Here is a 25,659-nt window from a genome sequence, read left to right as displayed (position 1 = left end):
TGGTGCTCCGTCGTCTCCGCTGTCGTCCGCGTCGCGGGGCCCGCCCCGGATGCCGGCGTCCGCCGTGTGGTTCCCATGCACGAGGCGTTTACTCCCCCTTCGCGATCAGGGCAAGGCGGCGTGCGACGGGGCAACCGATCCGGTACGGAAACCGTCCCGGTCCGCCCCCGGGGCCGCCCCGATCGGCCCCCTGGTGTGCCGCGGGATGTGCCAACGGCAAGAAGCCTGGGTACGACGTGCCTGACTGCGGGGCTAGTTGGGCAGGTACCCCAATGAGGCCACATCGGAGCGGGGAGGGAAACTTGGAAGGTGGCGAGACCAATGCGGCTACGGTACGGGAGCAGCGGTATGCGCATCACTGACGTCACTGGCGGTGAAGCGGCCGCCAGAGACGCCGTGCAGAACGGTTCGACGGATGGAGGTGGTGCGTCTCCGGCCGTGCCCCGGATGGTGCTGGGGATCCGGCTGCGGAGGCTGCGCGAGGCGCAGTACATATCCCGCCGGGAGGCCGCGGAGGCCATCCGGGTCACCCATCAGCGGATCCGGGATCTGGAGCAGGGCCGCACCGGCTGCGCCCTGCGGGACGTCGCGGACCTGCTCACCATCTACGGCGTCACGGACGAGAGCGAACGGGCGGTACTGACCGCGCTGGCCGAGCAGGCCAACACGCCCGGCTGGTGGCAGTCCTTCCAAGGCGTCGTCCCCCGCTGGCTGCACACCTATCTGGGCCTGGAGCAGGCGGCCAGCGTCATCCGCACCTACGAGGTGCAGTTCGTTCCCGGCCTCCTGCAGACCGGCGAGTACGCGCGCGCCGTGATCGAACTGCTCCACGACGAGGAGCCCGAGGCGGGCATCCAGCGGCGGGTGGACCTGCGGATGCGGCGCCAGCAGATCCTCTACGGGCCGCGCGCCCCGCACGTATGGGCCGTCATCGACGAGGCCGCGCTGCGCCGCCCCGTCGGCGGGACGGCCACCATGCGGGCCCAGCTGCGGCATCTGAGCGCGATGAGTGAACTGCCGCATGTGACGGTGCAGATCATGCCCTTCAGCGCGGGCGGGCACGCGGCAGCGGGCGGCCCCGTCACGCTGCTGCGGCTGCCGGAGAGCGAGCTGCCCGACATCGTGTATCTGGAGCAGCTGCACAGCGCCACCTACCTCGAGGACGACGCCGACATCGAGGCGTACCGCCGCGTCACCGACCGGCTGGTGACCCGCTCGATGCCGCCGTCCCAGACCCGGGAGATGCTCCGGCAGATCGCCGACGAGCTGCCCGACGCGGAGCCCGCCGAGCCCGCCGAGCCGCTGGCGGGGCGCTTCTCCCGCTCCTAGCCGCCCGGGTTCCCGGCCGGCGCGTGCGACGGCCCGGATTCCGCGGCCCGGCTTCCAGCAGGAGAGCAGCCCCGCCCCGCGGATCAGCCCGCGTCGGGCACGCGTTCGAAGACGGCAGCCAGCCCCTGGCCGCCGCCGATGCACATCGTCTCCAGGCCGAAGCGGGCGCCACCGCGCCGCATCTCGTGGGCCAGCGTGGTCAGGATGCGCGCGCCCGTCGCGCCCACCGGGTGGCCCAGCGAGATGCCGGAGCCGTTGACGTTGATCCGCTGCTCGTGGTCCCGCTCGGTCAGGCCGAGGGCCCGGGTGCAGGCGAGGACCTGCGCGGCGAACGCCTCGTTCAGCTCGATGAGGTCCAGGTCCGCCAGTTCGAGCCCGGCCTTGGCGAGGGCGTCCCGGGTGGCCTGCACCGGGCCGAGGCCCATCGTCCGTGCGGGCACGCCTGCCCGGGCGAAGGAGACCAGCCGCACCAGCGGCCGCAGTCCCAGCCGCTCGGCGGTCGCCGCGCTGGTGACCAGGCAGCCGGCCGCCGCGTCGTTCTGGCCGCTGGCGTTGCCTGCGGTCACGGTGGCCTCCGGGTCCTCCTTGAGCCGGACGGGGCGCAGCCCGGCGAGCTGTTCGGCGGTGGTCTCCGGACGGGGGTGCTCGTCCGTGTCGACCCGCGTGTCGCCCTTGCGGCTGCGTACGGTCACCGCGACCGTCTCCGCCTCGAACCTGCCCTCGGCCAGCGCCCGTGCGGCCCGCCGCTGGGAGCGGAGCGCCAGCGCGTCCTGGTCCGCGCGGCTGACGGAGAACTCCCGGCGCAGGTTCTCGGCGGTCTCGATCATCCCGCCGGGTACCGGATGGTTCTCGCCGCCCGCGGTGACCCGGCCGCGGGCCAGGGAGTCGTGCAGCGTCAGGCCGGGCCCCCTGATGCCCCAGCGGCCCTCGTGGGTGTAGTACGGAGCAGCGCTCATCACCTCGGCGCCGCCCGCGATGACCACCTCGCTGAACCCGGCCCGTATCTGCATCGCGGCATCCAGCACAGCCTGCAGGCCGGAACCGCAGCGCCGGTCGATCTGGGTGCCGGTCACCGACTCGGGCAATCCCGCGTCCAGGGCGGCCACCCGCCCCAGGGCGGGCGCCTCCGAGGTGGGGTAGGCGTGGCCGAGGATCACCTCGTCCACCCGTGCCGGGTCGATGCCGGTACGCGACACGATCTCGGAGATCACCTGCGCGGCCAGCGCCTGCGGGCGCTGCCCGGCCAGCGCGCCGCCGAACCGGCCGATCGGGGTGCGCACGGGTGCGCAGATGACGATGTCGGCGCTGCCGGGGCTGTCGGACATGGGAAGCCTTCCTGGTTCTCCGGGCGGGGGCGGGCTGTGCCGGTCACTCGGTCCCCCCTCGGGGGTGAGGCGCCGGCGGTGAGGGGGCGGGCAGCACCTCTCGGGCCACGTCCAGCACGCTGCGCAGCGCGGCCGACGGGTTGTCCGCGCGCCATGCGAGTGCCGAACGCAGCACCACGGGCGGCCCGGCCAACGGGCGGTAGACCAGGCCCGTCTGCTGGATGTGGGTGCAGGAGGTGAGCGTGAGGGTGACGCCGACGCCCATCGCCACCAGCGCCAGGATGGTGTACGAGTCCGGTGCCTCCTGTACGACACGGGGGATGTGCCCGGCGCGCTCGCAGGTCCGGAACGTCGCATCGCGCAGGCTGGAGCCGGCGTCGGCGGGGAAGCTGACGAACGGCTCGCCCGCCAGGTCCGCGACGTCCACCCGCTCCTGGCGGGCCAGCGGATGGTCCGAGGCGAGGGCGCAGATCAGCTCCTCCTCGGCGATCACCCGGGTCTCCACTCCCGGCCGGGTCACCGGCAGCCTCACGAAGCCGAGGTCGAGGGAGCCCTCGGCGACTCGGGCGAGGGCCCGGTCGGCGTAGTTCTGACCCTGCATCACCAGCTCGATGCCGGGATGTGCGGTGCGGACCGCCCGGGTCAGCAGGGGCAGTGAGGTGTGGCTGGAGGCCCCCGCGAAGCCCACGCTGACCCGCCCGAACTCGCCCCGCCCCGCGGCCTTGGCGACCCGGGTGGCGGCGTCCAGATCGGCCAGCACCTTGCGGACCGGTGCCAGGAAGGACTCGCCCGCGCTGGTCAGCCGCACCGAACGGGTGCTGCGCTCGAACAGCTGCACCCCCAGCTCCTTCTCCAGCTGGCGGATCTGCTGGCTGAGCGGCGGCTGGGCCATGTGCAGCCGCTTGGCGGCCCGGCCGAAGTGCAGTTCCTCCGCCACGGCGACGAACGCGGCGAGGTAGCGCAGCTCCACGGTGGGCTCACTTCCGAGAGGGGCGGCCCCAAGAGAGGCCACTGATCTGTTGCTCGTCTCAAAAAGACTCTAATTTGGTATTGGACGCAGATCAATGGTCACTGACAGCGTGGGACCGCGCGGACTTGAGGAGAGGAAGCCCTACATGCGGATCAGGGTGGTCGGAGCCGGCACCATGGGCCGTGGCATCGCTCAGTGGGCCGTCATGGCCGGACACACGGTGGAACTCGCCGACGCACGGCCCGAGGCGGTGGCCGAAGCGGTCTCCTTCGTACGCGCCATGCTGGAGCGGGCGGTGGAGAAGGGCCGGACGAGCCGCGCCGAGGCCGACCGCGCGACGGCCGCCCTGCTGGCACTCGACTCGCCGTACGCCACCCCCGGGGACGGGGCGGCCCCCGAGCTGGTGATCGAGGCGGTGCTGGAGGACCTGGAGGTCAAGGCGGAGCTGTTCACCGGCCTGGAGCGGGCGCTGCCCGCCTCGACCGTCTTCGCGACCAACACCTCCTCGCTGTCCGTCACCCGGATCGGCGCCCGGCTCGCCGACCCCGGACGGCTGGCCGGGCTGCACTTCTTCAACCCCGTCCCCCTGATGCGGCTCGTCGAGGTGGTGCCCGGCGCCGCCACCCGCGAGAGTCTGGTCGAACTGCTGGTCGCCCTGGTGGCGAACTCGGGACACCGCCCGGTCACGGTGGCCGACACCCCCGGCTTCCTCGTCAACCACGCCGGGCGCGGACTGGTGACCGAGGCGTTCGCCCTGCTGGAGGAGTCCGTCGCGGGGCACCCGGCGATCGACCGCATCGCCCGCGACGTGCTCGGCCTGCGGATGGGCCCGTTCGAACTGATGGACCTGACGGGGCTCGATGTGACGGCCTCCGTGATGGACACCGTCTGGGACGGCTTCCGGCACGCGGACCGGCTGCGCCCCTCCTATCTGCCGGCCAACCGGGTCGCGGCCGGGCTGTACGGACGCAAGTCCCGGCGGGGTTTCTACGCGTACGGCGACGGCGAGGCGGGGCCCTCGCTGCCCGAACCCCGCATCGAGGGCGGAGACGCCGAGCGGGCCGTCCGGGTCACCGGCAGCGAACTGGCCGGCCTCGCCACGTCCGGCGCCACCCCGGACGATGCCCTGGTCCTGGTGCCGACCTGGGGCACCTCGGTCGCCGCCGCGGTGGCCGACGAAGGGCTGCCCGCTGAGCGCACCCTGGGGGTGGACCCGCTGTCGTTGGGCACGCCGCGCCGGGTCCTGGCGGTGACCCCGGCCACGCGCGAGGACGCCGTACGCGACGCCGTCGCCGTTCTCGCCAGGGACGGCCACCCGGTCACCGTCGTCCGGGACACCGCCGGCTCGGTCGCGCAGCGGCTGCTGGCCTCCGTGGTGAACGTCGCCACCGGGATCGCCGAGCGCGGTATCGCCGCGCCCGACGACATCGACACCGCCGTCACCCTGGGCCTGGGCTACCCGCGAGGCCCGCTGGCCTGGGCGGACACCGTGGGCTCCGCCCGGATCCTCGCCCTGCTGCGGGCCCTCGCCCAGGAAACCGGCGACCCCCGCTACCGCCCCACCCCCTGGCTCACCCATCGAGCCGCTCTGGGCCTCCCGCTGAGCACGCCCATGGCGAGCCTGCCGGAATGAGACCCGGCCCCCCCTTTCTTCCGCCCCCTCAGGAGAGTTGGAGCCACATGGATCACCGGGACTTCGGGCTGAGCGAGACACAGCGGGACATGCGCGGCATGGCGCGCGACTTCGTGGAGCGGGAGGTGATACCGCACGCCAGGGAGTGGGACCGCGAGGAGGCGGTGGACCCCGCGATCCCCAGGCGGCTGGGGGAGCTGGGCTTCCTCGGCCTGACCCTGCCGGAGGAGTACGGCGGGGTACCGGTCGACACGCTGTCCTACGCGGTGGTCACCGAAGAGCTCGGCCGTGGCGACTCGTCGGTGCGCGGCATCGTCTCCGTCTCGCTCGGCCTCGTGGCCAAGACGATCGCCGCGCACGGCACCGGGGAACAGAAGCAGCAGTGGCTGCCACGGCTCGCCGCCGGTACGGCCCTCGGCTGCTTCGGGCTGACCGAGCCGGAGACCGGCTCCGACGCGGGCTCGCTGCGCACCCGCGCCCGCCGGGACGGCGGGGCGGAGTCCGGGGACTGGATCATCGACGGCGCCAAGATGTTCATCACCAACGGCACCGTCGCCGACGTGGCCCTCACCTTCGCCCGCACCGGCGAGGACGGCATCACCGCCTTCCTCGTACCGACCGACACACCGGGCTTCACCGCGACGGAGATCCACGGCAAGCTCGGCCTGCGCGGTCAGGCCACCGCCGAACTCACCTACGACGGCGTGCGGGTGCCCGACTCCGCACGCCTCGGTGAGGTCGGCAAGGGGCTCGGCATCGCGCTGGGTGCGCTCTCCCGGGGGCGGATCTCGGTGGCGGCCGGTTCGGTGGGGCTCGCGCAGGGCGCGCTGGATGCGGCCGTGCGCCATGCCACCGAGCGCGAGCAGTTCGGCAAGCCCGTCGCCTCCTTCCAGTTGGTGCAGGAACTGCTGGCCGAGTCGGAGGTGGACATCCGTGCCGCCCGGCTGCTCACCTACCAGGTCGCGCGGATGGCGGACGCGGGCGCCACGCCGAGGCAGTACGCCACCGAGGCCTCGATCGCCAAGTACCACGCCAGCGAGACGGCAGTGAAGGTCAGCAACAACTGCCTGCAGACCTTCGGCGGCTACGGCTTCATCGACGAGTACCCGGCGGGCAAGTACCTGCGCGACGCCCGCGTGCTCACGCTCTACGAGGGCACGAGCCAGGTGCAGAAGCTGATCATCGGCAGGGCGCTGACCGGGGTCGACGCCCTGACGTGACCGCACGGGGCGGGCCGTTCACCGGTTGGGCGGCGACTCGTCGGCGAAGATACGGGTGACGAGCTTGCCGTCCCGGGTGAGATGGCCGGTCAGCATGCCCTCGCTGCTGTGCGGTGCGTCGAAGGTGCCGTCGCGGTCCAGCGCGATGACCCCGCCGTCGCCGCCCAGCTTCGGCAGCCGCCGGATCAGCACCTCGTACGCTGCCGAGGCGACGTCCTTGCGCTCGAACTCCATCAGGGCGGAGATCGTCGCGGTGGCGGCCCCGCGGATGAACACCTCCCCCTGCCCGGTGGCGCTGGCGGCGACCGTGCTGTTCTTCGCGTACGTCCCGGCCCCGACCACGGGCGAGTCACCGACGCGCCCCGCCATCTTGTCGGTGAGCCCGCCGGTGGAGGTGGCGGCGGCCAGGTTCCGCTTCTTGTCCCTGGCCACCGCGCCCACCGTGCCCTTGGTGACGTCCTTCACGGACTTGTCGCCCTTGGCCTCCATCAGCTGGTCCCAGCGCCGCTGGGTCCAGAAGTAGTCCTGCGTCACCGGCTTGAGGCCCTGCTGGGCGGCGAAGTCGTCGGCGCCCTGCCCCGCGAGCAGCACATGCCGGGTCTCCTTCATGACCAGCCGGGCCGCGGTGATCGGGTTGCGTACGTGCTTCACCCCGGCGACCGCACCGGCCTTCATGTCCGAGCCGCGCATGATCGAGGCGTCCAACTCGTGGCCGGCGTCGGCGGTGAAGACCGCGCCCTTGCCCGCGTTGAACAGCGGGTCGTCCTCCAGGACGCGTACCGCCTTCTCCACGGCCTCGGTGCTGCTGCCACCCGCGTCCAGCACCCGGCCTCCGGCGCGCAGCGCACGCCGGAGGCCGTCCCGGTAGGCCTTCTCCTTCTGGGGGCTCGTCTCCTCCCGCTTCAGCGCGGTCCCGGCGCCACCGTGCACGGCGAGCACCACGTCGCGCGCGTCCGGCTTCGCCCTCCCGGCGGGCGCGGGCGCGGCGGCTGCCGCGGGGGAGCCGGCGGAGGCGCCGCGCGGGCCACCCGGCGATCCGCCACCGTCCCGGGGCACGGCGACGAGTACCACCGCGAGCGCGGTCGCCCCCGCCAACGCCGCGAACACCCGTGCTCCGCGACGAGGGAGTGGACCCGAGCGCGGACGTGGACTTGAGCGTGGATGTGAACCTGAGCGTGGACGTAGCCGTATCCGAGCACGCATGCCCATCCCTCCTCGGTCCGTGACCTGGGAACGCGCGCACCCTACTGCTCAGCACCCCGTTCGCTGTAGAGGGCCTCGATCTCGTCCGCGTACGCCTCAGCCACCGCCTGGCGCTTCACCTTCAGCGAGGGGGTCAGCAGCCCGTTCTCCTCGGTGAACTCACCGTCGACGATGCGGAACCGGCGGATGGACTCGGACCTGGAGACGGCTTCGTTCGCATGGTCGACGGCCCGCTGCACACCGGCGACCATCTCGGGGTCCTCGCGCAGCTCGGCGAGCGGGGTGTCGAGGGGCCGCTTGCGCACCTGGAGCCAGTGCGCCACCGCCTCCGGGTCCAGGGTGATGAGAGCCGCCACATAGCGGCGGCCGTCGCCGACGACCATGCACTGCGCGACCGGTGGGCGGCTGCGCAGCCGGTCCTCCAGCGGCGCCGGGGAGACGTTCTTGCCGCCGCTGGTGATGAGGATGTCCTTCTTGCGGCCGACGATGGTCAGATACCCGTCCTCGTCCAGCGTCCCGAGGTCGCCGGTGGCGAACCAGCCGTCGGTCAGCACCTCGGCACTCTCTTGGGGCCGGTTCCAGTACGAGCCGAAGACGATGCCGCCCTTGATCAGGACCTCGCCGTCGTCCGCGATGCGCACGGCCGTGCCGGGGATCGGGCGGCCGACGGTGCCGGGGCGCGGGTCGAGCGGTGGGGTGACCGTGGCGGCGGCCGATGTCTCGGTGAGCCCGTAGCCCTCGTAGATGACGACGCCGGCCGCGTGGAAGAACAGGCTGAGGCGGCGGTCGAGCGGTGAGCCGCCGCTGATGGCGTAGCGCAGCCTGCCGCCCAGCTCCTTGCGGACGCGGCGGTAGACCAGCAGGTCGTACAGGCCCCAGGCCAGATACAGGCCCGGCGAGGGGCCCTTGCCGGTGCCGAGGAACTTGTGCAGATACGCCTCACCGAAGCGCACCGCGATCCGGTCGGCGCGGTCGAAGGAGGAGCCGCGCCCCAGCTTCTCCGCCGTCTCCCGGCCGGTGTCGTGGATCTTCTCGAAGAGATAGGGCACACCGACGACGAACGTCGGCCGGTAGGAGCGAAGTTCTGGCCGCAGCTCGGCCGGTTTGATGCTGGGGCAGTGCCCGAACTCGATCCGGGCGAACAGACAGGCGATCTGGATGGTGCGGCCGAGGATGTGCGCGAGAGGCAGGAAGAGCAGGGTGGACGCCGTCTGACCGGTGACCTCTTTGAAGATCGGGTGCAGCAACTCCACGGTGTTGGCGGCCTCGGCGTGCAGATTGCCGTGGCTGAGCACACAGCCCTTGGGCTTTCCGGTGGTGCCGGAGGTGTAGCAGAGGGTGGCGACGGTGTCGGGGCCGAGGGCCGAACGGCGCTCGGTGATCTCCTCGTCGGATATCCGCCGCCCCTCCTCGGCGAGTTGGTCGAGCGCGGGTCGACTGCCGGCGGACGGGTCGATCTGCCACAGCCGTGGCCGCCTCGGCTGCGCCGCCAGCGCGGGTTCGGCCGTGGCGGCGTGCTCGGCCGTCTCCACGAACAGGAAGGCGGCCTGCGAGTCGCGCAGGATCCACTCGACCTGTTCGGTGGAGGAGGTGGCATAGATGGGCACCGTCTGGCCGCCGGCCGCCCAGACGGCGAAGTCCAGCACGCACCACTCGTAGCGCGTACGGCACATCAGCCCGACCCTGGCCCCGGGCTCCAACCCGGCCGCGACCAGCCCCTTCGCGGTTTCGCCGACCTCCCGGGCGAAGGCGGCGGCGGACACCGGAAGCCATTCGTCCCCGACCTTGCGGCGCACGACGATCGCCTCGGGTGCCTCGGCGGCGTTGGTGAAGGGAAGATCGGCGAGGCTTCCGGAGGTGGCGGGCGGGACCAGCGGGTCGGCGCGGGCCTCGCGTACCGTGCCGCCCTCCTTGATCACCTTCACCGGGCCGCGGCTCGCCAACTCGCTGCGGCGCTTCACTGTCCTGAGGTCCTTCCAGACGCCCATCTTTCGGCTCCTGTTCGCGGGTGCGGGTGTGGTGCCTGGGGTGGTGCGCTTGGTGACGGGAGAGTCAACTTACTCACGCGTAAGGAGAAATCAATGCCCCCGACACAAGCCGTCCCGCGAGCCGCCGCCGACGCGGGTCGAGGCGGACCGCTGCCGACGGATGCGGGTCGACGCCGCCGACTGCGCACCGGTGCGGCCGACGAGGTGCGCGCGGACGCATCCCGGGCTGACGGTGCGTGCCGACACCGCCGGAATCGTGCCGACGCGGGTCGGTGCGGGACGACAGCGGCGGTGCGGCCGCCGCTGGTTGACGTGTGCGAACGCGGACCGATGCGGGCCGACACGGCGGATGTGTGCCGGTGGGGGCCGCGGCGCGAGCCGACGCGGCCGGTACCGGTCGACGTATGACGGCGCCCGGGCCCGGACCGGTGCGGGCCGACGCGGACCGATGCCATGCGGTCGCCCCTTGCTGCCACGGCCGGTGCGACCGGCGCTGACTCGTGTGCGTCGGTGCGGCCGCCACCGTTGGTGCGGGGCGCGGCGGCCGTATGGCCGCCGCGGCTGCTCAGCGGTCGATGAAGAAATCCCTCGCATTGCGCGGGCACAGACAAGAATCGCCGTCCATTTCGACGGCTGCGAAGAAATCAAGAAATGGCTGTTGCAAGACCGGTTACCCGTCCGTAGCGTTCGTTTTCACCGGGGCGCCGCCATTCCGTCGGCGTCATGGCTCGCGAGTCATATCCCTGGCCGCTATCCGCGGCCCGGACCCCGTGGCCCGGCCCGTGTCGGCCACGGGGTCCGCTCATGCGCGTAAGTGCGTTCCTCGACATTCAGGAGCTGATATGAGACGCACGCTGTCCGCATCCCCGCGCTCCAAAGCCGCGCGCCGCGCCGGTGTGGCCGTCGCCGCCGCGCTCGGCTGTGTGGCCCCCGCCCTGGCCGCCGGTACCGCGCACGCGGAATCCGGTGCCGCCGCACCCGTCCAGCTCGACTACCCGCTCAGCGGCACCACCCACCTCGCCGGTACCGACAGCGATCTGACGCTGGGCCCCGGGACCCTGAAGACCTCGACCGACATGACCACCGGCGCTTTGACCGCGCGCACCCAACTCCCGGACGCGCCGGGCTCGTTCAGAGCGCTCGGCATCCCCGTCACGGTCACCACGGAGTTCATCGAGGAGGAGCCGACCACCGGGACCCTCGACGTGCGAACCGGCGCCGTCAGCACCACCTCGCATCTGACGCTGCGGCTGAAGAATCTCAAGATCGGTGGCGTCCCCACCCCGGTCGGGCCGTACTGCAAGACGAAGACCCCGGCCGTCATCGACCTCGACTCCGAGCCCGGCTTCAACGTCTTCAAGGGCGGCAAGCTGAGCGGGACCTACACCATCCCGAAGTTCGAGCACTGTCTGCTGGCCACCCCGATCATCAACAGCATGGTGCCGGGGGAGGGCAACACCCTCACCCTCACGCTCGGCCAGGCGGCCCCGCCCGCGGAACCGGCCGACTCCTGAGGCGGACGGCCGATCCCGGCGGCCCGTCAGTCCCCCTCGTGCCCCCTGGGCAGCTCAGGCTCCCGGCCCTTCGCATGCGCGCCGGCCGGGGGCCGCGCGCCCGCCCGGCCCCGCAGATGCAGCGCCCGTAGCGCCAGCTCGGTGGCGAACCGCTGGTCGGGATCGCCGAGTTGGGCACCCAGTACGCGCTTGAGTGCCCGCATCCGGTAGCGCACCGTCTGCGGGTGCAGATGCAGCAGCTGCGCCATCTGAGCCGCCGTCCCCCGGGTCGTCAGCCAGGTCCGCAACGTGTCGACCAGCCGCTCCCGCTGCCCCGGTGTCAATCCGGACAGCGGGGCCAGCTGCCGTACGGCCAGCCGTTCGGCCAGTGCGGGATCCCCCGTCAGCCATAAGGTGACCAGGTGCTCCTCGCAGCGGGTGAGCGGCGCTTCGGGAAGGACGCCAGTCTCCACGAGGGAGAGCGTCTGCCGGGCCCAGCGCAGCGAGTCGGCGGCGCTGCCCAGCCCGACCGTCACGCCGAGCACCGCGCGGCGGCCGTCCAGCGCGGACTCCAGTCGGGCGGCCCGCGGCTCGTCCACCTCACCCGGTACCAGCAGGTGCGGCCGTTGGTCGCCCAGGTCGGTCAGTACGTCCTCGTCGAGCCGGCCCGGCAGCCGTAACCCGTTCCGGCCGGCGTCCGGGGACAGCGCCACCAGGGTCACCCGCTCCGGAATCCGCCAGCCGACGCGCCCGGCCAGCTCGGTGAGCGGCGAAGGTGGCGAGGGCTCGGGATCCGGCGATGTGCCGGCCCGGTTCGCCGCGCCCCGGGCGCGGTCCGCGGTGACCACGTCGCTCACTCCGGCCAGGATCAGCCGCAGCAGCCGGCTGCGCTGCGACTCCCATGCGTCGTCCCCGCCGCCCCTGGCCGCCACATAGCCCTCGCGGCACAGCGACTCGATCACGTCCGTGTAGGCGAACACCGCGTCGGCGAAGGCGACGATCAAGGAGGCGGGCAGGTTGTAGCGGGTACCGACGGTGGTCGCGCGGCGCAGCCCCACCCGGGCGCCGACGCGCAGCGCCGACTGGAGACAGTGCAGTCCCCGGCCCTCGTGGGCCTCGAACTGGCCGAGCCTGCGGCACAGTTGGTCGCGCTCGGCCGTCGAGGCAGCGGGGTCGGCGACCAGTTCGACGAAGCTGGTGAGGTTCTGGCGCACGCAGTGCAGCAGAACCGTCCGGTAGGAGCCTTCGAGCAGCGGCCGGTACTCGGGTACCGCACGTCCGATCTCGTGCACCATCTCCTCTGCCACTGCGGGGAGTTCGGGCCACATCACGGCCGCCAGTTCCTGGGGGAGCGGTCCCGGCGGCTGGGTTCTGGCCCGGGAAGCTGCTGCTGTCTGCACCATGGACGTACCTTCCGCTGTCGGCCTCGGAGCAGGGCGAAAGCCAACCGGCCAAGGTGGGGGACGAGTCCGGTGTGCGCGCGGCCGGTGCGGCCGGGCGGGCTCCGACGGAACGCGTACTGCCTTCCTCAGCCGCGCGGGGCGTCACCCGGGCCGGTGGGGGTACGGCATCGGCGCTCGCGCACCGCAGACCATAGACCAGCCGACGCGTGGGCGCAGCCCCTGCGGGACGCGGAAGGTTGGGGGGTGCACGCGGGAGTCACCACGCTGCCACCGTGCGGTGCGCACGTCATCCCGTGCGGTAGGGGACGCGCACCCGGTGATGAACCAGGCCCCCGCAACAGCGCTCCGATGCTCTCTTGTTGACAAGAAAAACACCTCAGCGGAAACGCCCTACCGCATCTTGAACCGGGGTATTGCACCGCCGCGTTACCAGTGCGTAACGTCCGTTCTGCCAGCTGCCCGACAAGGGCATACGGAAATGGCGGGCGCAGCGTCACGTGCGATGAGCAACGGCTGTGCTGAGAATGTCGCCCCGGTGCGGAGTACAGCTCTTCAGGATCCCAAATCCAACGGAGGGAATGTCACGTGCGCAAATTCACCAGACGAGCCGCGGTAGCGGCCGTCGCCGCAACCGCCGCTCTCGGCTTCTCGGCCGCATCCGCCACCGCCACGTCCGCCGCGACGTGGACGGTGACCCCCGGCGGGTCGTTCTCTGCGAACGCCGCCAACCCCACCCTGTCCGTGCCCAACGCCGACCTCTTCTGCGACTCGTCCGACGCCTCGGGCACCCTGAAGACAGGCTCCGGCAACGCGGGCGCCGGACTCGGCACCATCAACACCCTGACCTTCTCGGGCTGCTCCCTCGCGGGGATCAGCTTCGACGTCACCGTCTCCAGCCCGCTGAGCATCAACGCCGAGTCCGTCGATCCCGCCGACCCCGACCGGGTCGTCGGCTCCATCTCCGGCATCACCGCCACCATCTCCGACCCCGACGGCCTGTGCACGGCTTCCTTCGCCGGGCCCGGCGGTGGCGACGCCACGGTGACCGGCTACTTCGACAACACCACGCACCAGCTGGTGGTCAACGGCGGCAACCTCGAAGCCACCGAGGCCAACTGCCTCGGCCTGATCAACACGGGCGACGCCGCGACCTTCAACGCCGCCTACGACACCGACCCGGCCCAGACCATCACCGCCGACTGACGACACCCGCCGCTCGCCGCACCCGTCCCGCCGACGCGTTCCCCCCTCGGCGGGCGGGTGCGGCCCCCTCCGAGGAGCACAGTGAAACCCAGCGCGACAACCCGCCGGCGCACCGCGCGGGGCTCCGCCGTGGGCGTGCTCGCACTGGTGGCCGGAGTACTGCCCGGCGCCGGGTCCCAGGCGCAGGAACAGCAGGCCCGGCTCGCCGTCGCCTACGACTGCGCGTCCCCCACCGGCACCGGGTCGGTCACGTGGCGGGTGGAGGCCGAGGTGTCCGGCAGGTTCCCCAGGGCCGCCGCCTCCGGCGAGCCCGTCAGGATCGGCCGGGTCTCCGCCGAGGTCGACATCCCGCACCAGCAGCTGGCCGAACTGCTGCCCGAGCGCACCGAGTCCGTCACCTCCGAGGCCGCGCTCACGGTGCGGGTGGCGCAGGCGGACAGCCGGGCCGACGCACGCTGGGACGGGTTGAAGTCTCCCGCCACGCCGGTGCCCGGGAGCGGAGACCTCTCCCTCTCCCATCGCGGTGAGGTACCGCCCGTCACGGTCGCCGACGAAGGGGAGCTCACCTTCACGGCCGGCCCGCTCGCGCTCGATCTCACCCCCGAGGTCCCGCCCGCCGAGGAGCCCACCACGCTGCCCGCTCCGGCCCCCGTCGCGGTCGAGTGCCGGCCCGCCGACGGGCAGGAGCTGCGACTGGCCACGGTGCGGATCGGTGGCGCGGACGACGGACCCGGTGCCTCGGAGTCGGCGACACCCTCCCGCACGCCCGGCCCGTCGAAGTCCGGTGAGCGGCCCGACGACGAGGAGGAGGCCGCCCGGCGGGACGCGGACATCGACGTCGGTGCCGCCGAGCTGCCGCCCGCGAAGCCGTGCAACAAGGAGCGGCCCACGAGCGAGCTGGACCGCTCGAAGCTGCCGGAGCCGCCACCCGGCATTCCCGTGCGGGTGAGTCCGATCGGAGGAATCCATTGGTGTGCCGTACCGGTGGCTGTCTCCAATGTGCTCAAGCTCAAGGGCGGCATGGTCATCAACGACCCCCGGGACGGCGCCACCACGGCGAATCTGCTCATCCAGAAGGAGTGGGCGGTGGGCCCCGGCTACAACCAGCTGCGTCACCTGGGGGAGCTGGATCTGCCGGACGCCACCGCGACCTTCCTCGATTTCGACTTCATGCCGGTCACCGCCAAGATCGAGTTCACCAGTTCACCGATGACCATCGTCACCGTGCAGCGGGGGTCCTCCGCGCCGAACTACGCGACCATCCATATGGACCAGACCCTGCGGATGCACGAGGTGACGGTCAACGGCGTACCGCTGGACGTCGGTCCCAACTGCCGCACCTCCCGGCCCATCGAGCTCGTTCTCAAGGGGGTGCAGCCGGAGTACGAGGTGCTCAAGGGCGGCATCCTGCGGGCGAAGTACACCATCCCGCCCTTCACCGGCTGCGGAACCGGCGGCGAGGACCTCGACCCGCTCTTCACCGCGAGCATCTCCGGCGGCGGCAACTACCTCAAGCTCGTCCAGGGAGCGCCCTGCCTGATGCGGCCCAACAACCTGGGGTGCATCGCCCCGCCCAAGGTTCCGGAGCTGCCGAAGTGACGCCGCGGACAACAGGGCGCCGGGAGGAGGGGGCACCCGCATGGGTATCGAAGTAGCGGTCAGCGGGCTCACCAAGTCCTTCGGCAGCAAGAACATCTGGCAGGACATCACGCTCACGCTGCCCGCCGGTGAGGTCAGCGTCATGCTGGGTCCTTCCGGCACCGGCAAGACCGTCTTCCTCAAGTCGCTGATCGGGCTGGTCAAACCCGAGCGGGGCAGCGTGCTGGTGGACGGCGTCGACATGGTGCGCAGCCGCGAGCGCGACATCTACGAGGCGCGCAAAACCTTCGGGCTGATGTTCCAGGACGGCGCGCTGTTCGGCTCCATGAACCTCTTCGACAACATCGCCTTCCCGCTGCGCGAGCACACCAGGAAGAAGGAATCCGAGATCCGCCGGATCGTCATGGAGCGGCTGGAGATGGTGGGGCTGGTCGGCGACGAGGAGAAGCTGCCCGGCGAGATATCCGGCGGCATGCGCAAGCGTGCCGGACTCGCCAGGGCCCTGGTGCTCGACCCGCAGATCATCCTGTGCGACGAGCCGGACTCCGGCCTCGACCCGGTCCGTACCGCCTACACCTCGCAGCTGCTGATCGACCTGAACGCGCAGATCGACGCGACGATGCTGATCGTCACCCACAATCTCGACATCGCCGCGACCGTCCCCGACAACATGGGGATGCTCTTCCGCCGCCACCTGGTCACCTTCGGGCCCCGGGAGGTGCTGCTGACCAGCGAGGAACCCGTTGTCGCCCAGTTCCTCAGCGGCAGCCGCACCGGACCGATCGGGATGTCCGAGGAGAAGGACGCCGCCACCCTCGCCCGGGAGGCCGACTCGGCGGCGCTCGGCCCGCTCAACGCCGTGACCCGCCGACTGGTCCCGCAGCTCGAACCCACCCCCGGACTGCCCGAGCGGCAGGCCGTCCGGCGCCGTAGGGAGCGGGTCGTGAACATGCTCGACGAGCTGCCGCCCGCGGCGCGCCGCGCCATCGAGGCCGATCTCCCGCAGAACCTCGCACCCCTGCCCCAGCGCACCAGCACCGTGCGGCAGCGCTCCCAGGAGCGGCCATGACAGCGACCGAGCACACTCCGCCGCCCACGGGCGGCAGACCCGAGGAGCCGGCTCAGCCGGCTGAGCCCGCCGCCAGGACGCCCCTGCCGGGCCTGGGCTTCCTGCGGGAGCCCGGCAAGCTGTTCATCCTGGCGCTCACCGTGCTGCGCGCGATCTTCCGGCGGCCCTTCCAGTTCCGTGAGTTCGTCGAGCAGTTCTGGTTCATCGCCAGCGTCACCATTCTGCCCGCCGCGCTGGTCTCCATCCCGTTCGGCGCCGTCATCGCCCTCCAGGTCGGCTCGCTGGCCAGCCAGATCAGCGCCCAGTCCTTCACCGGCGCCGCCAGTGTGCTCGTCAACATCCAGCAGGCCAGCCCGCTGATCGTCGCCCTGCTGATCTCCGGCGCCGCCGGCTCGGCGATCTGCGCGGACCTGGGGTCGCGCACCATCCGCGAAGAGCTGGACGCCATGGAGGTCATGGGGGTCTCACCCATCCAGCGGCTGGTGGTGCCCCGGGTACTGGCAACCGTGTGTGTGGCCGTCCTCCTCAACGGCATGGTCTCGGTCGTCGGCACCCTGGGCGGCTATTTCTTCAACGTCGTGCTCCAGGACGGCACTCCGGGCGCCTACCTCGCCAGTTTTTCCGCGCTCGCACAACTGCCCGACCTCTACATCAGCGAGATCAAGGCGCTCATCTTCGGCTTCATCGCCGGGATCGTCGCCTCCTACCGGGGGCTCAACCCGCGCGGCGGCCCCAAGGGCGTCGGGGACGCCGTCAACCAGTCCGTCGTCATCACCTTCCTCCTGCTGTTCTTCGTCAACATGGTCCTCACCGGCATCTACCTCCAGCTCGTACCGCCGAAGGGGGCCTGAGCCATGGCCCGCCTCCCCGCCGCCGACCGCCTCCTGGGCTGGCTCGACAAACCCGGCGACCAACTGCTCTTCTACGTCCGCGCGCTGCTGTGGACGCCCAAGACCCTGCTGCGGTATCTGCGCGAGGTCCAGCGGCTGCTCGCCCAGGTGACGTTCGGCAGCGGTGGGCTGGGTGTCATCGGCGGCACCGTCGGCGTCATGACCGCGATGACCCTCTTCACCGGTACCGTCGTCGGCCTCCAGGGGTACGCCGCGCTCAACCAGATCGGCACCGAGGCCTTCACCGGCTTCATCTCCGCCTACTTCAACACCCGCGAGATCGCCCCGCTGGTCGCGGGCCTCGCGCTGTCCGCCACCCTGGGGGCGGGTTTCACCGCGCAGCTGGGCGCCATGCGCATCAACGAGGAGATCGACGCCCTCGACAGCATGGGCATCCGCTCCATGCCCTACCTCGTCACCACCCGGATCATCGCCGGCGTCATCGGCATCATCCCCCTCTACGGCATCGGACTGCTCAGCTCGTATCTGTCCTCCCGGTTCATCACCGTCTTCTACAACGACCAGTCGGCAGGCACCTACGACCACTACTTCGCGCTGTTCCTGTCACCCACCGACGTCCTGCTGTCCTTCCTGAAGGTCTTCGTCTTCAGCGTCATGGTGATCCTCACCCACTGCTACTACGGCTACCGCGCCACCGGCGGGCCCGCGGGCGTCGGCATCGCCGTGGGCCGCTCGGTACGCAACGCGATCGTGCTCATCAGCGTCACCGACTTCTTCCTCAGCCTCGCCCTGTGGGGTGCCACCACCACCGTGAAGGTGGCCGGATGAGCGCCGCGCTGCGCCGCAGACCGGCAGGGGTCGTCCTGCTGCTCGTACCGGCGCTGCTGATCTGGCTGTCGGTCGCCGTCTACGACAAGCAGTTCACCGACGCGGCCGAGATCACCGTGCGGACCTCCCAGGCCGGCCACGAGATGCACGTCAACACCGATGTGAAGCTGCGCGGCGTCGTCGTCGGCCAGGTACGCGAGATCACCTCGGACGGCAAGGGCGCCCGGCTGCGGGTCGCGCTCCAGCCCGACAAGCTCGCACACATCCCCGCCGACGTACGCGCCCAGATGCTGCCCACCACCGTCTTCGGGCAGCGCTATGTCGCTCTGGTCCCGCCCAAGAACCCTTCACCACGGCCGATCCGGGCCGGTGCCACCATCCCGCAGGACCGCAGCCGCAACGCCATCGAACTGGAGCAGGTACTGGACCATCTGCTGCCCACCCTCACCGCCGTGCAGCCGCAGAAGCTCTCGGCCACCCTCACCGCCGTCGCCCAGGCCCTGGAGGGCCGCGGGGCGAAGCTCGGTGAAAACCTCGCCGCACTGGACGCCTATCTGGCCAAGCTCAACCCCCGGTTGCCGGCCCTCAACCGGGACATCAAGGAGCTGGTGAAGGTCAGCCACCTGTACGCCGACACCGCGCCCGATGTGCTGACCGCGCTCTCCGACTTCGCCACCACCAGCAGCACCCTCGCCGAGAAGGCCGACGATCTGGCCACCGCCTACGACACGGCCACCGGTACGGCCCGCGAGGTGACCGGATTCCTGCGGCAGAACCGCCACAACATCATCCGGCTCGCCGACGCCGCCCGGCCCACCCTGCGCGTGATGGCCGCCCAGTCCCCGTCCTTCCCCTGCACCCTGCGCACCCTGGCCACCTTCGTCCCCGTCATGGACAAGGCGCTCGGCAAGGGCACCGACCAGCCGGGACTCCACGTCGATCTGAAGGTCACCCGCTCCCGCGGCGCCTATCTGCCGGGCAAGGACACCCCCGCCTACGGCGGCGGGCCGAGGGGTCCGCGCTGCTACTCCGTCCCCTATCTCGGCCCCGCCGGTGGCACGGCGGCCGAGAAGGACGCCAAGGGGGCCGCAGCCAAGGGCGCCACCATCGCCGATGCCCGGGGCGGCACCGGGATGCCCAACTCGCCGCAGGAGAACCAGCTGATCAACGAATTGCTCGCGCCGTCGACGAAGCGGTCCGAGAAGCTGCCCGACTGGAGCAGCGTCCTGGTCGGGCCGACCCTGCGCGGCACGGAGGTGAGACTCAAGTGAAACGCGCCTCTCTCGCCGGGCCGCTGGTCAAGTCGCTGCTCTTCATCGTGACGACGTCCCTGGCCACCGCAGTGCTCGCGTTGAGCATCTCCAACACCGGGGTCGGCGGGACCGACAGCTACCGGGCCCGGTTCAGCGATGTGACGGGCCTGGTGGAGGGCGACAGCGTACGGATCGCCGGAGTGCGGGTCGGCAAGGTCGAGGAGATCGATGTCGTCGACCGGCGCGTCGCCGAGGTGCGGTTCTCCGTCGAGAAGGGCCGCGCCCTGCCCGCGTCCACCCACGCCTCGGTGAAGTACCTCAACATGGTCGGCCAGCGCTATGTGGAGCTCAGACGCGGCAGCGGGCCCGTCGGGCGCACCCTGTCCGTCGGCGGCACCATCCCGCTCGGCCGCACCACGCCGGCGCTCGATCTCACCCAGCTCTTCAACGGCTTCAAGCCGCTCTTCGAGGGACTCTCGCCCAAGGACACCAACCAGCTCGCCGGGGAGATCATCAGCGTCCTGCAGGGCGAGGGCGGCACCGTCACCTCGCTGGTGGGCCACATCAGCTCCCTGACCAGCACCCTCGCCGGCAAGGACAAGGTCATCGGCTCGCTGATCAAGAACCTCAACTCCGTGCTGGAGACGGTCAACGCCAGGGAGGAGGGCTTCAACGAGCTGATCACCAGCCTGCGCGACCTGGTCTCCGGTTTCGCCGACGACCGCAAACCACTGGGCGAGGCCGTCACCGCCATGGGCGGGCTGGCCACCACCACCGCGGGGTTGCTGGAGGACGGCCGGGCACCGCTCAAGAAGGACATCCGCGAGCTGGGCAGGCTCTCCCGCCAACTGGACAAGGGCACGCCCCAGTTCGAGAAGTTCCTGCGCACCTCGCCGAAGAAGATGCGGACGCTGGGCCGGCTCGCCTCCTACGGCTCCTGGTTCAACACCTATCTGTGCGAGGCCGAAACGAGCGGGCTGACCATGTCGGACGGCAGCGAACCACCCACCGGTATCACCATCACCCAGCCGAGGTGCCGGTCATGAGCGGGCGCACAAGACTCCGGGTGCCGCGTCTGAAGCCGATGGCGGAGCGCAACCCGATCGCCGTCTGCCTGGTCGGGGTGGTGCTCCTCGCGCTGTTGGGCACGGCCGTCTACCGCGCCGACGATCTGCCGCTCATCGGCGGCGGCACCACCTACACCGCCGAGTTCACCGAGGCGGCCGGGCTGCGCGAGGGCAACGAGGTGCGGGTCGCGGGCGTCAAGGTCGGCGAGGTCCTTCAGGTGGCGCTCGACGGCGCCAAGGTCGAGGTGGCCTTCAAGGTCAAGGACACCTGGGTCGGCAACGCCAGTCGTGCTGCCATCAGCATCCGCACCCTGCTCGGCGAGAAGTTCCTCGCCCTCGATCCGCTCGGCACCGGCCCCCAGAACCCCGACCGTCATATCCCCACCAGCCGCACCACCTCCCCGTACGACGTGACCCAGGCGTTCACCGGGCTGGGCCGCACCTTCGAGGAGATCGACTCCGAGAAGCTGGCCAAGAGTTTCCAGGCCGTCTCCGACACCTTCCGCAACACCCCCGCCGATGTCCGCGGTGCCGCCAAGGGGCTCTCCGCGCTCTCCCGCACGATCTCCTCCCGCGACACCGAACTGGCCCGACTGCTGCGCGGCAGCAAGAAACTCACCCGCACCCTCGAAGAGCGGCGCACGGACATCACCGCGCTGCTGCGCGACGGCAATCTGCTGCTCGCCGAGGTCCGCGCCCGCCGCGGCGCCATCCACCGGCTGTTCACCGGCACCCGCGATCTCGGCAGGGAACTGACCGGTCTGGTGGACGACAACAACAAGCAGCTCGGCCCCACCCTGCACGCCCTGGACCGGGTCACCGACGTGCTGCTGAAGAACCGCGAACGGCTCGACGCCGCGCTGCAGGTCGCGGGCCCCTACTACCGGCTCATCGGCAACACCCTCGGCAACGGCCGCTGGTTCGACAGCTATCTGTGCGGCCTGGTGCCCAAACGGTATCTGCCGCCGGGCACCCCGCCCGAGGACGACTGCCGACCGCCGAAACCGGGAGGGAAGAGCCGATGAAAGCAGCCACCACCGGCGCCCGTGCCCCCTTCCGCCGACGCACTCCCCTCCGCCGGCGCACCCTCGTCCTGGGCATGGTGCTCACGCTGCTGATCGGGGCCGGCGCCGGGGGAGCGGCCGTACTCGACGGCTCGGACGGCACCCGTGTCACCGCCTGGTTCGACCGGGCCGTCGGCGTCTACGAGGGCTCCGACCTTCGAGTGCTGGGCGTACGCGTCGGCCGGGTCGAGGCCGTCGAGCCGCACGGGAAGAAGGTGGAGGTCACCCTCCTCATCGACGCGGACGTCAAGGTCCCGGCCGACGCCCGCGCCGTCGTCATCGCCCCCAGCCTCGTCTCCGACCGCTATGTCCAGCTCACCCCCGCCTACACCAAGGGCCCCCGGCTCGCCGACTCCGCCGTCCTGCCCTCCGGCCGCAACTCCGTACCGATGGAGGTCGACCAGCTGTACGCGAGCATCACCGAACTCAGCGACGCGCTCGGCCCCGAGGGCGCCAACTCCCAAGGGGCGCTCTCCGACCTTCTGGATGTCGGAGCGGCCAACCTGGACGGCAACGGCAAGGCGCTCGGCAAATCCGTCGAGGAGTTCGGCAAGGCGGCCAAGACCCTCGACGGCAACAGCGGAGACCTGTTCACGACCGTCGGTCAGCTGCGCTCCTTCACCGCCATGCTCAAACGCAACGACAAGCGGGTCCGCACGGCGGAACGGCAGCTGAGCGACGTCACCACCTTCCTCGCCGAGGACAAGGAGAACCTCGCCAAGGCCCTCTCCCAACTGGGCACCGCACTCGGCAAGGTGAAGAAGTTCATCGAGGACAACCGCGGTGCCCTCAAGAAGAACGTCAAGAAGCTCGCCCCGATCACCCGGACCCTCGTCGACCAGCGCGCCTCCCTCGCCGAGGCCCTGGACACCGCACCGCTGGCCGCCGACAACTTTCTGCGGGCCTACAACCCGGGCCAGGGCACCCTGGACAACCGCGGCAACATCAACGAGCTCAGCATGGGCGGCCCCCTCACCCCCGCACCGGGCGCCGCCTCCGCGGGCACGGCCGGACTGGTGCCCGTCACCCCCCGGGAGCGCAAGGCGCTGCCCGCCGTGCCGCTACCGCCGGTCGGCACCGTCTACGGCACCCCCGAGGGCGCCGACGGCGGGCGGCGGGACGCCCCCGCGAAGGAGGCGGACCGATGAGCCCGCTGGGCAGGCCCCGCTCCCGGGCCGCGCGGATCGGCACCGGCGTCACTGCGGCAGGCGTCACCGTCGCACTCGGCCTCGCCCTGCTGGGCGGCGGCGTCGACCTGCCGCGGTTCACCGGCCTCCAGGACCTGCCGCTGCCCGGCGGTGCCGACCTGGGCGAGAACCCCTACGAGGTGACCGCCGAGTTCGGCGATGTGCTCAGCCTCGTCCCGCAGTCCGCCGTGAAGGTCAACGACGTCACCGTCGGCAAGATCACCAAGATCTCCCTCACCAGGAAGGGCTGGACGGCCAAGGTCACCATGCGGGTCAACGGCGAGGTGCGGCTCCCCGAGCGGCCCTACGCCCGGATCGAGCAGTCCAGCCTGCTGGGCGAGAAGTATGTGCAGATCCTCGCCCCACCGAAGGGCAAGGCCACCGGGCAGGTACGGCAGGCCGCGCACCGGCCGGGGCGCGACACCCACATCCCGCTCTCCCGCACCAACCGCAACCCGGAGGTCGAAGAAGTCCTCGGCGCGCTGTCGATGCTGCTCAACGGCGGCGGTGTCAGCCAGCTCAAGACCATCACCACCGAGCTGAACAAGGCCCTCGACGGGAACGAGGAGGAGGTCAGATCGGTGCTCGGCCGCGTCGAGAAGCTGGTCGGCAGCCTCGACCGGCACAAGGGCGACATCACCCGGGCGCTGGACGGCGTCAACCGGCTCTCGGCGACCCTCGCAGCGCGCAAGAAGAGCATCAGCACCGTCCTCACCGACGTGAGCCCGGGCCTCACCACGCTGGAGGACCAGCGGGGCCGGCTGATGACGATGCTGCGCGCCCTCGACACGCTCTCCGGGGTGGCCGTCGACACCGTCGACCGCAGCAAGGAGGACATCGTGGCCGACCTCAAGGCCCTCGCCCCCACGCTGCGGGCCCTCGCCGACTCCGGCCAGGACCTGCCCGACTCGCTCCAGGTACTGTTCACCTACCCGTTCACCGACGAGGTGCTGCGCGGCGTCAAGGGCGACTACCTCAATCTCTATCTGAACGTGGCGGCCCCGCCCGGCACCACATTGACCCCGCCGCTGCGGGAGGAGCCGATCCCCGAGGACCCCGGCGCCTCCGGCACCTCCGGCACCGCGGCCCTTCCGCTGCCCGCGGTCACCTCCACGCCCGGCGCCGGGGATGAGCGCTGATGCTGACCCGCGCGGTCGTCCTCAAGAACATCGCCTTCCTGGCCCTCGCCGCCGTCGTCCTCGGTGTCATCGGGGTGCGGTACGCCGACGTCGGCCGCTATGTCGGCATCCGCGACTACTACACCGTACGCGTCGAACTCGCCCGCACCGGCGGCCTGTACGAGCACGCCAACGTCACCTACCGAGGAGTGTCCGTCGGCCGCGTCGGCGCCCTGGACCTGACCGACAGCGGGGTGTCCGCCGAGCTGAAGATCAAGAAATCGGCGCCGCGCATCCCCAGCGACCTCAAGGCCCACGTCGCCAACCTCTCCGCCGTCGGGGAGCAGTACATCGACCTGCGGCCGGACACCGGCCGGGGCCCCTTCCTGCGCCAGGGCTCCGTCATCCGGCAGGTGGACACCGATCTGCCCGCGCCGCCCACCGAGGTGCTGGCCAGCGTGGACAACCTGGTCGCCAGTCTGCCGCGCGGCTCGCTGCGCACCGTCGTCGACGAACTGGGCGCCACCTTCGAGGGGCGCGGCGACGATCTGGAGGTGCTGCTCGACACCGGAAGCGAGTTCCTGGACGCCGCCGACGCCGCGGCGCCCGAGACCACCGGGCTCATCGTCGACGCGCAGACCGTACTGCGCACCCAGCGCGAGGAGGGCCAGGCGCTGCGGGACTTCGCCAAGGGCACCAAGGAACTGCTGGAGCAGCTCAAGAAGTCCGACCCCGACCTGCGCCGCCTGATCGCCAACACACCTGGCGCCGCCACTCAGGTCACCGGGCTGCTGCGCGACCTCGATCCCGGCCTCAGCGTACTGCTCGCCAACCTCACCACCACCTCCGAGCTGGCCGTCACCCGGGTACGCGGCGTCGAGGAACTTCTCGTCAAGCTGCCCCGCGTGGCCGCCGCCGGCTCCACGGCCATCACCCGCAAGGGCGCCACCCTCGGTATGGCCCTCACCTTCTTCGACCCGCTGCCCTGCACGGACGGATACGGCGCAACCCGCTACCGGGGCGGGCTGGAGACCGGAGAGCCAGCGTCCTTCAACGACCGCGCGCGCTGCGCGTCGCCGCCCTCCAGCGGCAAGAACGTCCGCGGCTCCGCCAACGCACCCGGCGGCGGACCGCTGCCGCCGCCCGCCCGCCCCGGAGCGTTCGGCGCCGGCGCGACCGCGGCCTCCGCACCACCCGGCAGACCCGACGAGGCGGGTCCGCACAGCATGGCCGGACTGCTCGGGCTCAAGGAGGGCCGATGACCACCGAGGTCGACGGGCAGGAGACCGCCGCGCCCGCACACAGCGACACGGACGCCGACGAGGAAGCGGCCCGACCGGCCGCGCCCACCGCGAGCGGCGGGGTCTGGCTCGCCGCGCTGCTGGCGGCGGCGCTGCTGTTCTGCGCGTTCTCCGGCTGGCTGTACTGGACGGCGTACTCCGACGACGACCTGGCCTACTCCCGCGCCCGCGACGAGGCTCTGGCGGCGGGCCGTGCACACCTGGCCACGCTCAACTCCATCGATGCCGCACACATCCCCGCCGGGCTGCGCGAGTGGCGTGCGACCGCCACCGGGCCGCTGAGCGACGAGCTGCGCCGTACGGAGAAGAAGAGCGCGAAGGCCCTGCGCGAGCGGGGCAGCAGCGCCCGCGCAAAGGTCACCGACGCGGCACTCACCAGCCTGGACGACACAGCGGGCACCGCCACCCTGATCGCCACCTTGCGGATCGAGACCACCACCCGCGCCGGCGCCCCGGCCACGGACCGCAAACGCATGGAGGCCGGGCTGGAGCGGACGGACGACGGCTGGAAACTCACCTCGCTCGCGCCGGTACCGGTGGGGAAGGAGGGCTGAG

The 25,659-nt window shown here is 71.5% G+C and carries 21 protein-coding genes; 16 read left to right on the top strand and 5 right to left on the bottom strand.

The annotated features are described in order from the left end of the window. Positions 1-348 precede the first annotated feature (348 nt). Positions 349-1,329: a Sco1979 family transcriptional regulator gene (locus JW613_RS01575; RefSeq protein WP_245224776.1), complete on the top strand. Its 981-nt coding sequence runs from the start codon at positions 349-351 to the stop codon at positions 1,327-1,329. 83 nt (positions 1,330-1,412) lie between these two features. Here JW613_RS01575 and JW613_RS01570 read toward each other — a convergent pair whose 3' ends face one another. Beyond that, positions 1,413-2,654: an acetyl-CoA C-acetyltransferase gene (locus JW613_RS01570; protein WP_209208863.1), complete on the bottom strand. Its 1,242-nt coding sequence runs from the start codon at positions 2,652-2,654 to the stop codon at positions 1,413-1,415. A gap of 43 nt (positions 2,655-2,697) precedes the next feature. Beyond that, positions 2,698-3,624 (bottom strand): LysR family transcriptional regulator, encoded by a 927-nt coding sequence (locus JW613_RS01565; protein ID WP_209208862.1) that lies wholly within the window; start codon positions 3,622-3,624, stop codon positions 2,698-2,700. A 145-nt stretch (positions 3,625-3,769) separates the two neighbouring features. On the opposite strand from JW613_RS01565, the gene JW613_RS01560 reads away from it, so the two are divergent. Next, a complete protein-coding gene (locus JW613_RS01560) occupies positions 3,770-5,257 on the top strand; it encodes a 3-hydroxyacyl-CoA dehydrogenase (protein WP_209208861.1) in 1,488 nt (495 codons plus the stop codon). A 47-nt stretch (positions 5,258-5,304) separates the two neighbouring features. Then, the gene (locus JW613_RS01555; protein WP_209208860.1) at positions 5,305-6,477 is read left to right on the top strand and encodes an acyl-CoA dehydrogenase family protein; all 1,173 of its coding nucleotides are present in this window, start codon (positions 5,305-5,307) and stop codon (positions 6,475-6,477) included. A gap of 18 nt (positions 6,478-6,495) precedes the next feature. Here the strand turns inward: JW613_RS01555 and JW613_RS01550 are convergent, their stop codons facing one another. Together JW613_RS01550 and JW613_RS01545 are read right to left on the bottom strand one after the other, a co-directional pair. After that, complete coding sequence (locus JW613_RS01550; RefSeq protein ID WP_307865744.1) at positions 6,496-7,584, bottom strand: isoaspartyl peptidase/L-asparaginase family protein; 1,089 nt, start codon at positions 7,582-7,584, stop codon at positions 6,496-6,498. A 137-nt stretch (positions 7,585-7,721) separates the two neighbouring features. Then, positions 7,722-9,668: an AMP-dependent synthetase/ligase gene (locus tag JW613_RS01545; RefSeq protein WP_209208858.1), complete on the bottom strand. Its 1,947-nt coding sequence runs from the start codon at positions 9,666-9,668 to the stop codon at positions 7,722-7,724. Positions 9,669-10,510: 842 nt separating this feature from the next. On the opposite strand from JW613_RS01545, the gene JW613_RS01540 reads away from it, so the two are divergent. After that, positions 10,511-11,182, top strand: a complete 672-nt coding sequence (locus JW613_RS01540; protein WP_209208857.1) for a hypothetical protein — start codon at positions 10,511-10,513, stop codon at positions 11,180-11,182. A 26-nt stretch (positions 11,183-11,208) separates the two neighbouring features. On the opposite strand, the gene JW613_RS01535 is transcribed toward JW613_RS01540, so the two are convergent. Then, positions 11,209-12,564, bottom strand: a complete 1,356-nt coding sequence (locus JW613_RS01535; protein WP_209208856.1) for a PucR family transcriptional regulator — start codon at positions 12,562-12,564, stop codon at positions 11,209-11,211. A gap of 585 nt (positions 12,565-13,149) precedes the next feature. On the opposite strand from JW613_RS01535, the gene JW613_RS01530 reads away from it, so the two are divergent. From JW613_RS01530 to JW613_RS01475, 12 genes are all read left to right on the top strand, one after another. Beyond that, the gene (locus JW613_RS01530; protein ID WP_209208855.1) at positions 13,150-13,767 is read left to right on the top strand and encodes a hypothetical protein; all 618 of its coding nucleotides are present in this window, start codon (positions 13,150-13,152) and stop codon (positions 13,765-13,767) included. Positions 13,768-13,848: 81 nt separating this feature from the next. Next, positions 13,849-15,366: a DUF6801 domain-containing protein gene (locus tag JW613_RS01525; RefSeq protein WP_209208854.1), complete on the top strand. Its 1,518-nt coding sequence runs from the start codon at positions 13,849-13,851 to the stop codon at positions 15,364-15,366. 40 nt (positions 15,367-15,406) lie between these two features. Continuing rightward, complete coding sequence (locus JW613_RS01520) at positions 15,407-16,435, top strand: ABC transporter ATP-binding protein (RefSeq protein ID WP_245224774.1); 1,029 nt, start codon at positions 15,407-15,409, stop codon at positions 16,433-16,435. After that, entirely contained in the window at positions 16,432-17,286 is an 855-nt protein-coding gene (locus JW613_RS01515) for an MlaE family ABC transporter permease (protein WP_209208853.1), read from the top strand. The genes JW613_RS01520 and JW613_RS01515 overlap by 4 nt, the downstream gene beginning before the upstream one ends. Positions 17,287-17,289: 3 nt before the next feature. Continuing rightward, the gene (locus JW613_RS01510) at positions 17,290-18,114 is read left to right on the top strand and encodes an MlaE family ABC transporter permease (RefSeq protein ID WP_209208852.1); all 825 of its coding nucleotides are present in this window, start codon (positions 17,290-17,292) and stop codon (positions 18,112-18,114) included. After that, the gene (locus JW613_RS01505; protein WP_209208851.1) at positions 18,111-19,385 is read left to right on the top strand and encodes an MCE family protein; all 1,275 of its coding nucleotides are present in this window, start codon (positions 18,111-18,113) and stop codon (positions 19,383-19,385) included. Before JW613_RS01510 ends, JW613_RS01505 begins: the two co-directional genes overlap by 4 nt. Continuing rightward, a complete protein-coding gene (locus JW613_RS01500) occupies positions 19,382-20,413 on the top strand; it encodes an MCE family protein (RefSeq protein WP_209208850.1) in 1,032 nt (343 codons plus the stop codon). Before JW613_RS01505 ends, JW613_RS01500 begins: the two co-directional genes overlap by 4 nt. Continuing rightward, on the top strand, positions 20,410-21,459 hold the full coding sequence (locus JW613_RS01495; protein WP_209208849.1) for an MCE family protein: 1,050 nt from the start codon (positions 20,410-20,412) through the stop codon (positions 21,457-21,459). Before JW613_RS01500 ends, JW613_RS01495 begins: the two co-directional genes overlap by 4 nt. After that, the gene (locus JW613_RS01490) at positions 21,456-22,646 is read left to right on the top strand and encodes an MCE family protein (RefSeq protein WP_209208848.1); all 1,191 of its coding nucleotides are present in this window, start codon (positions 21,456-21,458) and stop codon (positions 22,644-22,646) included. The genes JW613_RS01495 and JW613_RS01490 overlap by 4 nt, the downstream gene beginning before the upstream one ends. After that, positions 22,643-23,824, top strand: a complete 1,182-nt coding sequence (locus JW613_RS01485) for an MCE family protein (RefSeq protein WP_209208847.1) — start codon at positions 22,643-22,645, stop codon at positions 23,822-23,824. The genes JW613_RS01490 and JW613_RS01485 overlap by 4 nt, the downstream gene beginning before the upstream one ends. Then, a complete protein-coding gene (locus JW613_RS01480; protein WP_209208846.1) occupies positions 23,824-25,065 on the top strand; it encodes an MCE family protein in 1,242 nt (413 codons plus the stop codon). The genes JW613_RS01485 and JW613_RS01480 overlap by 1 nt, the downstream gene beginning before the upstream one ends. Beyond that, on the top strand, positions 25,062-25,658 hold the full coding sequence (locus JW613_RS01475) for a hypothetical protein (protein ID WP_245224772.1): 597 nt from the start codon (positions 25,062-25,064) through the stop codon (positions 25,656-25,658). The genes JW613_RS01480 and JW613_RS01475 overlap by 4 nt, the downstream gene beginning before the upstream one ends. Position 25,659 lies beyond the last annotated feature (1 nt).

Origin of the sequence: Streptomyces smyrnaeus, from assembly GCF_017676345.1 — a bacterium.
Lineage (GTDB): Bacteria > Actinomycetota > Actinomycetes > Streptomycetales > Streptomycetaceae > Streptomyces > Streptomyces smyrnaeus.
The sequence above is the reverse complement of the archived record's forward strand: the minus strand, read 5'-3'. Positions and strand labels throughout refer to the sequence as shown.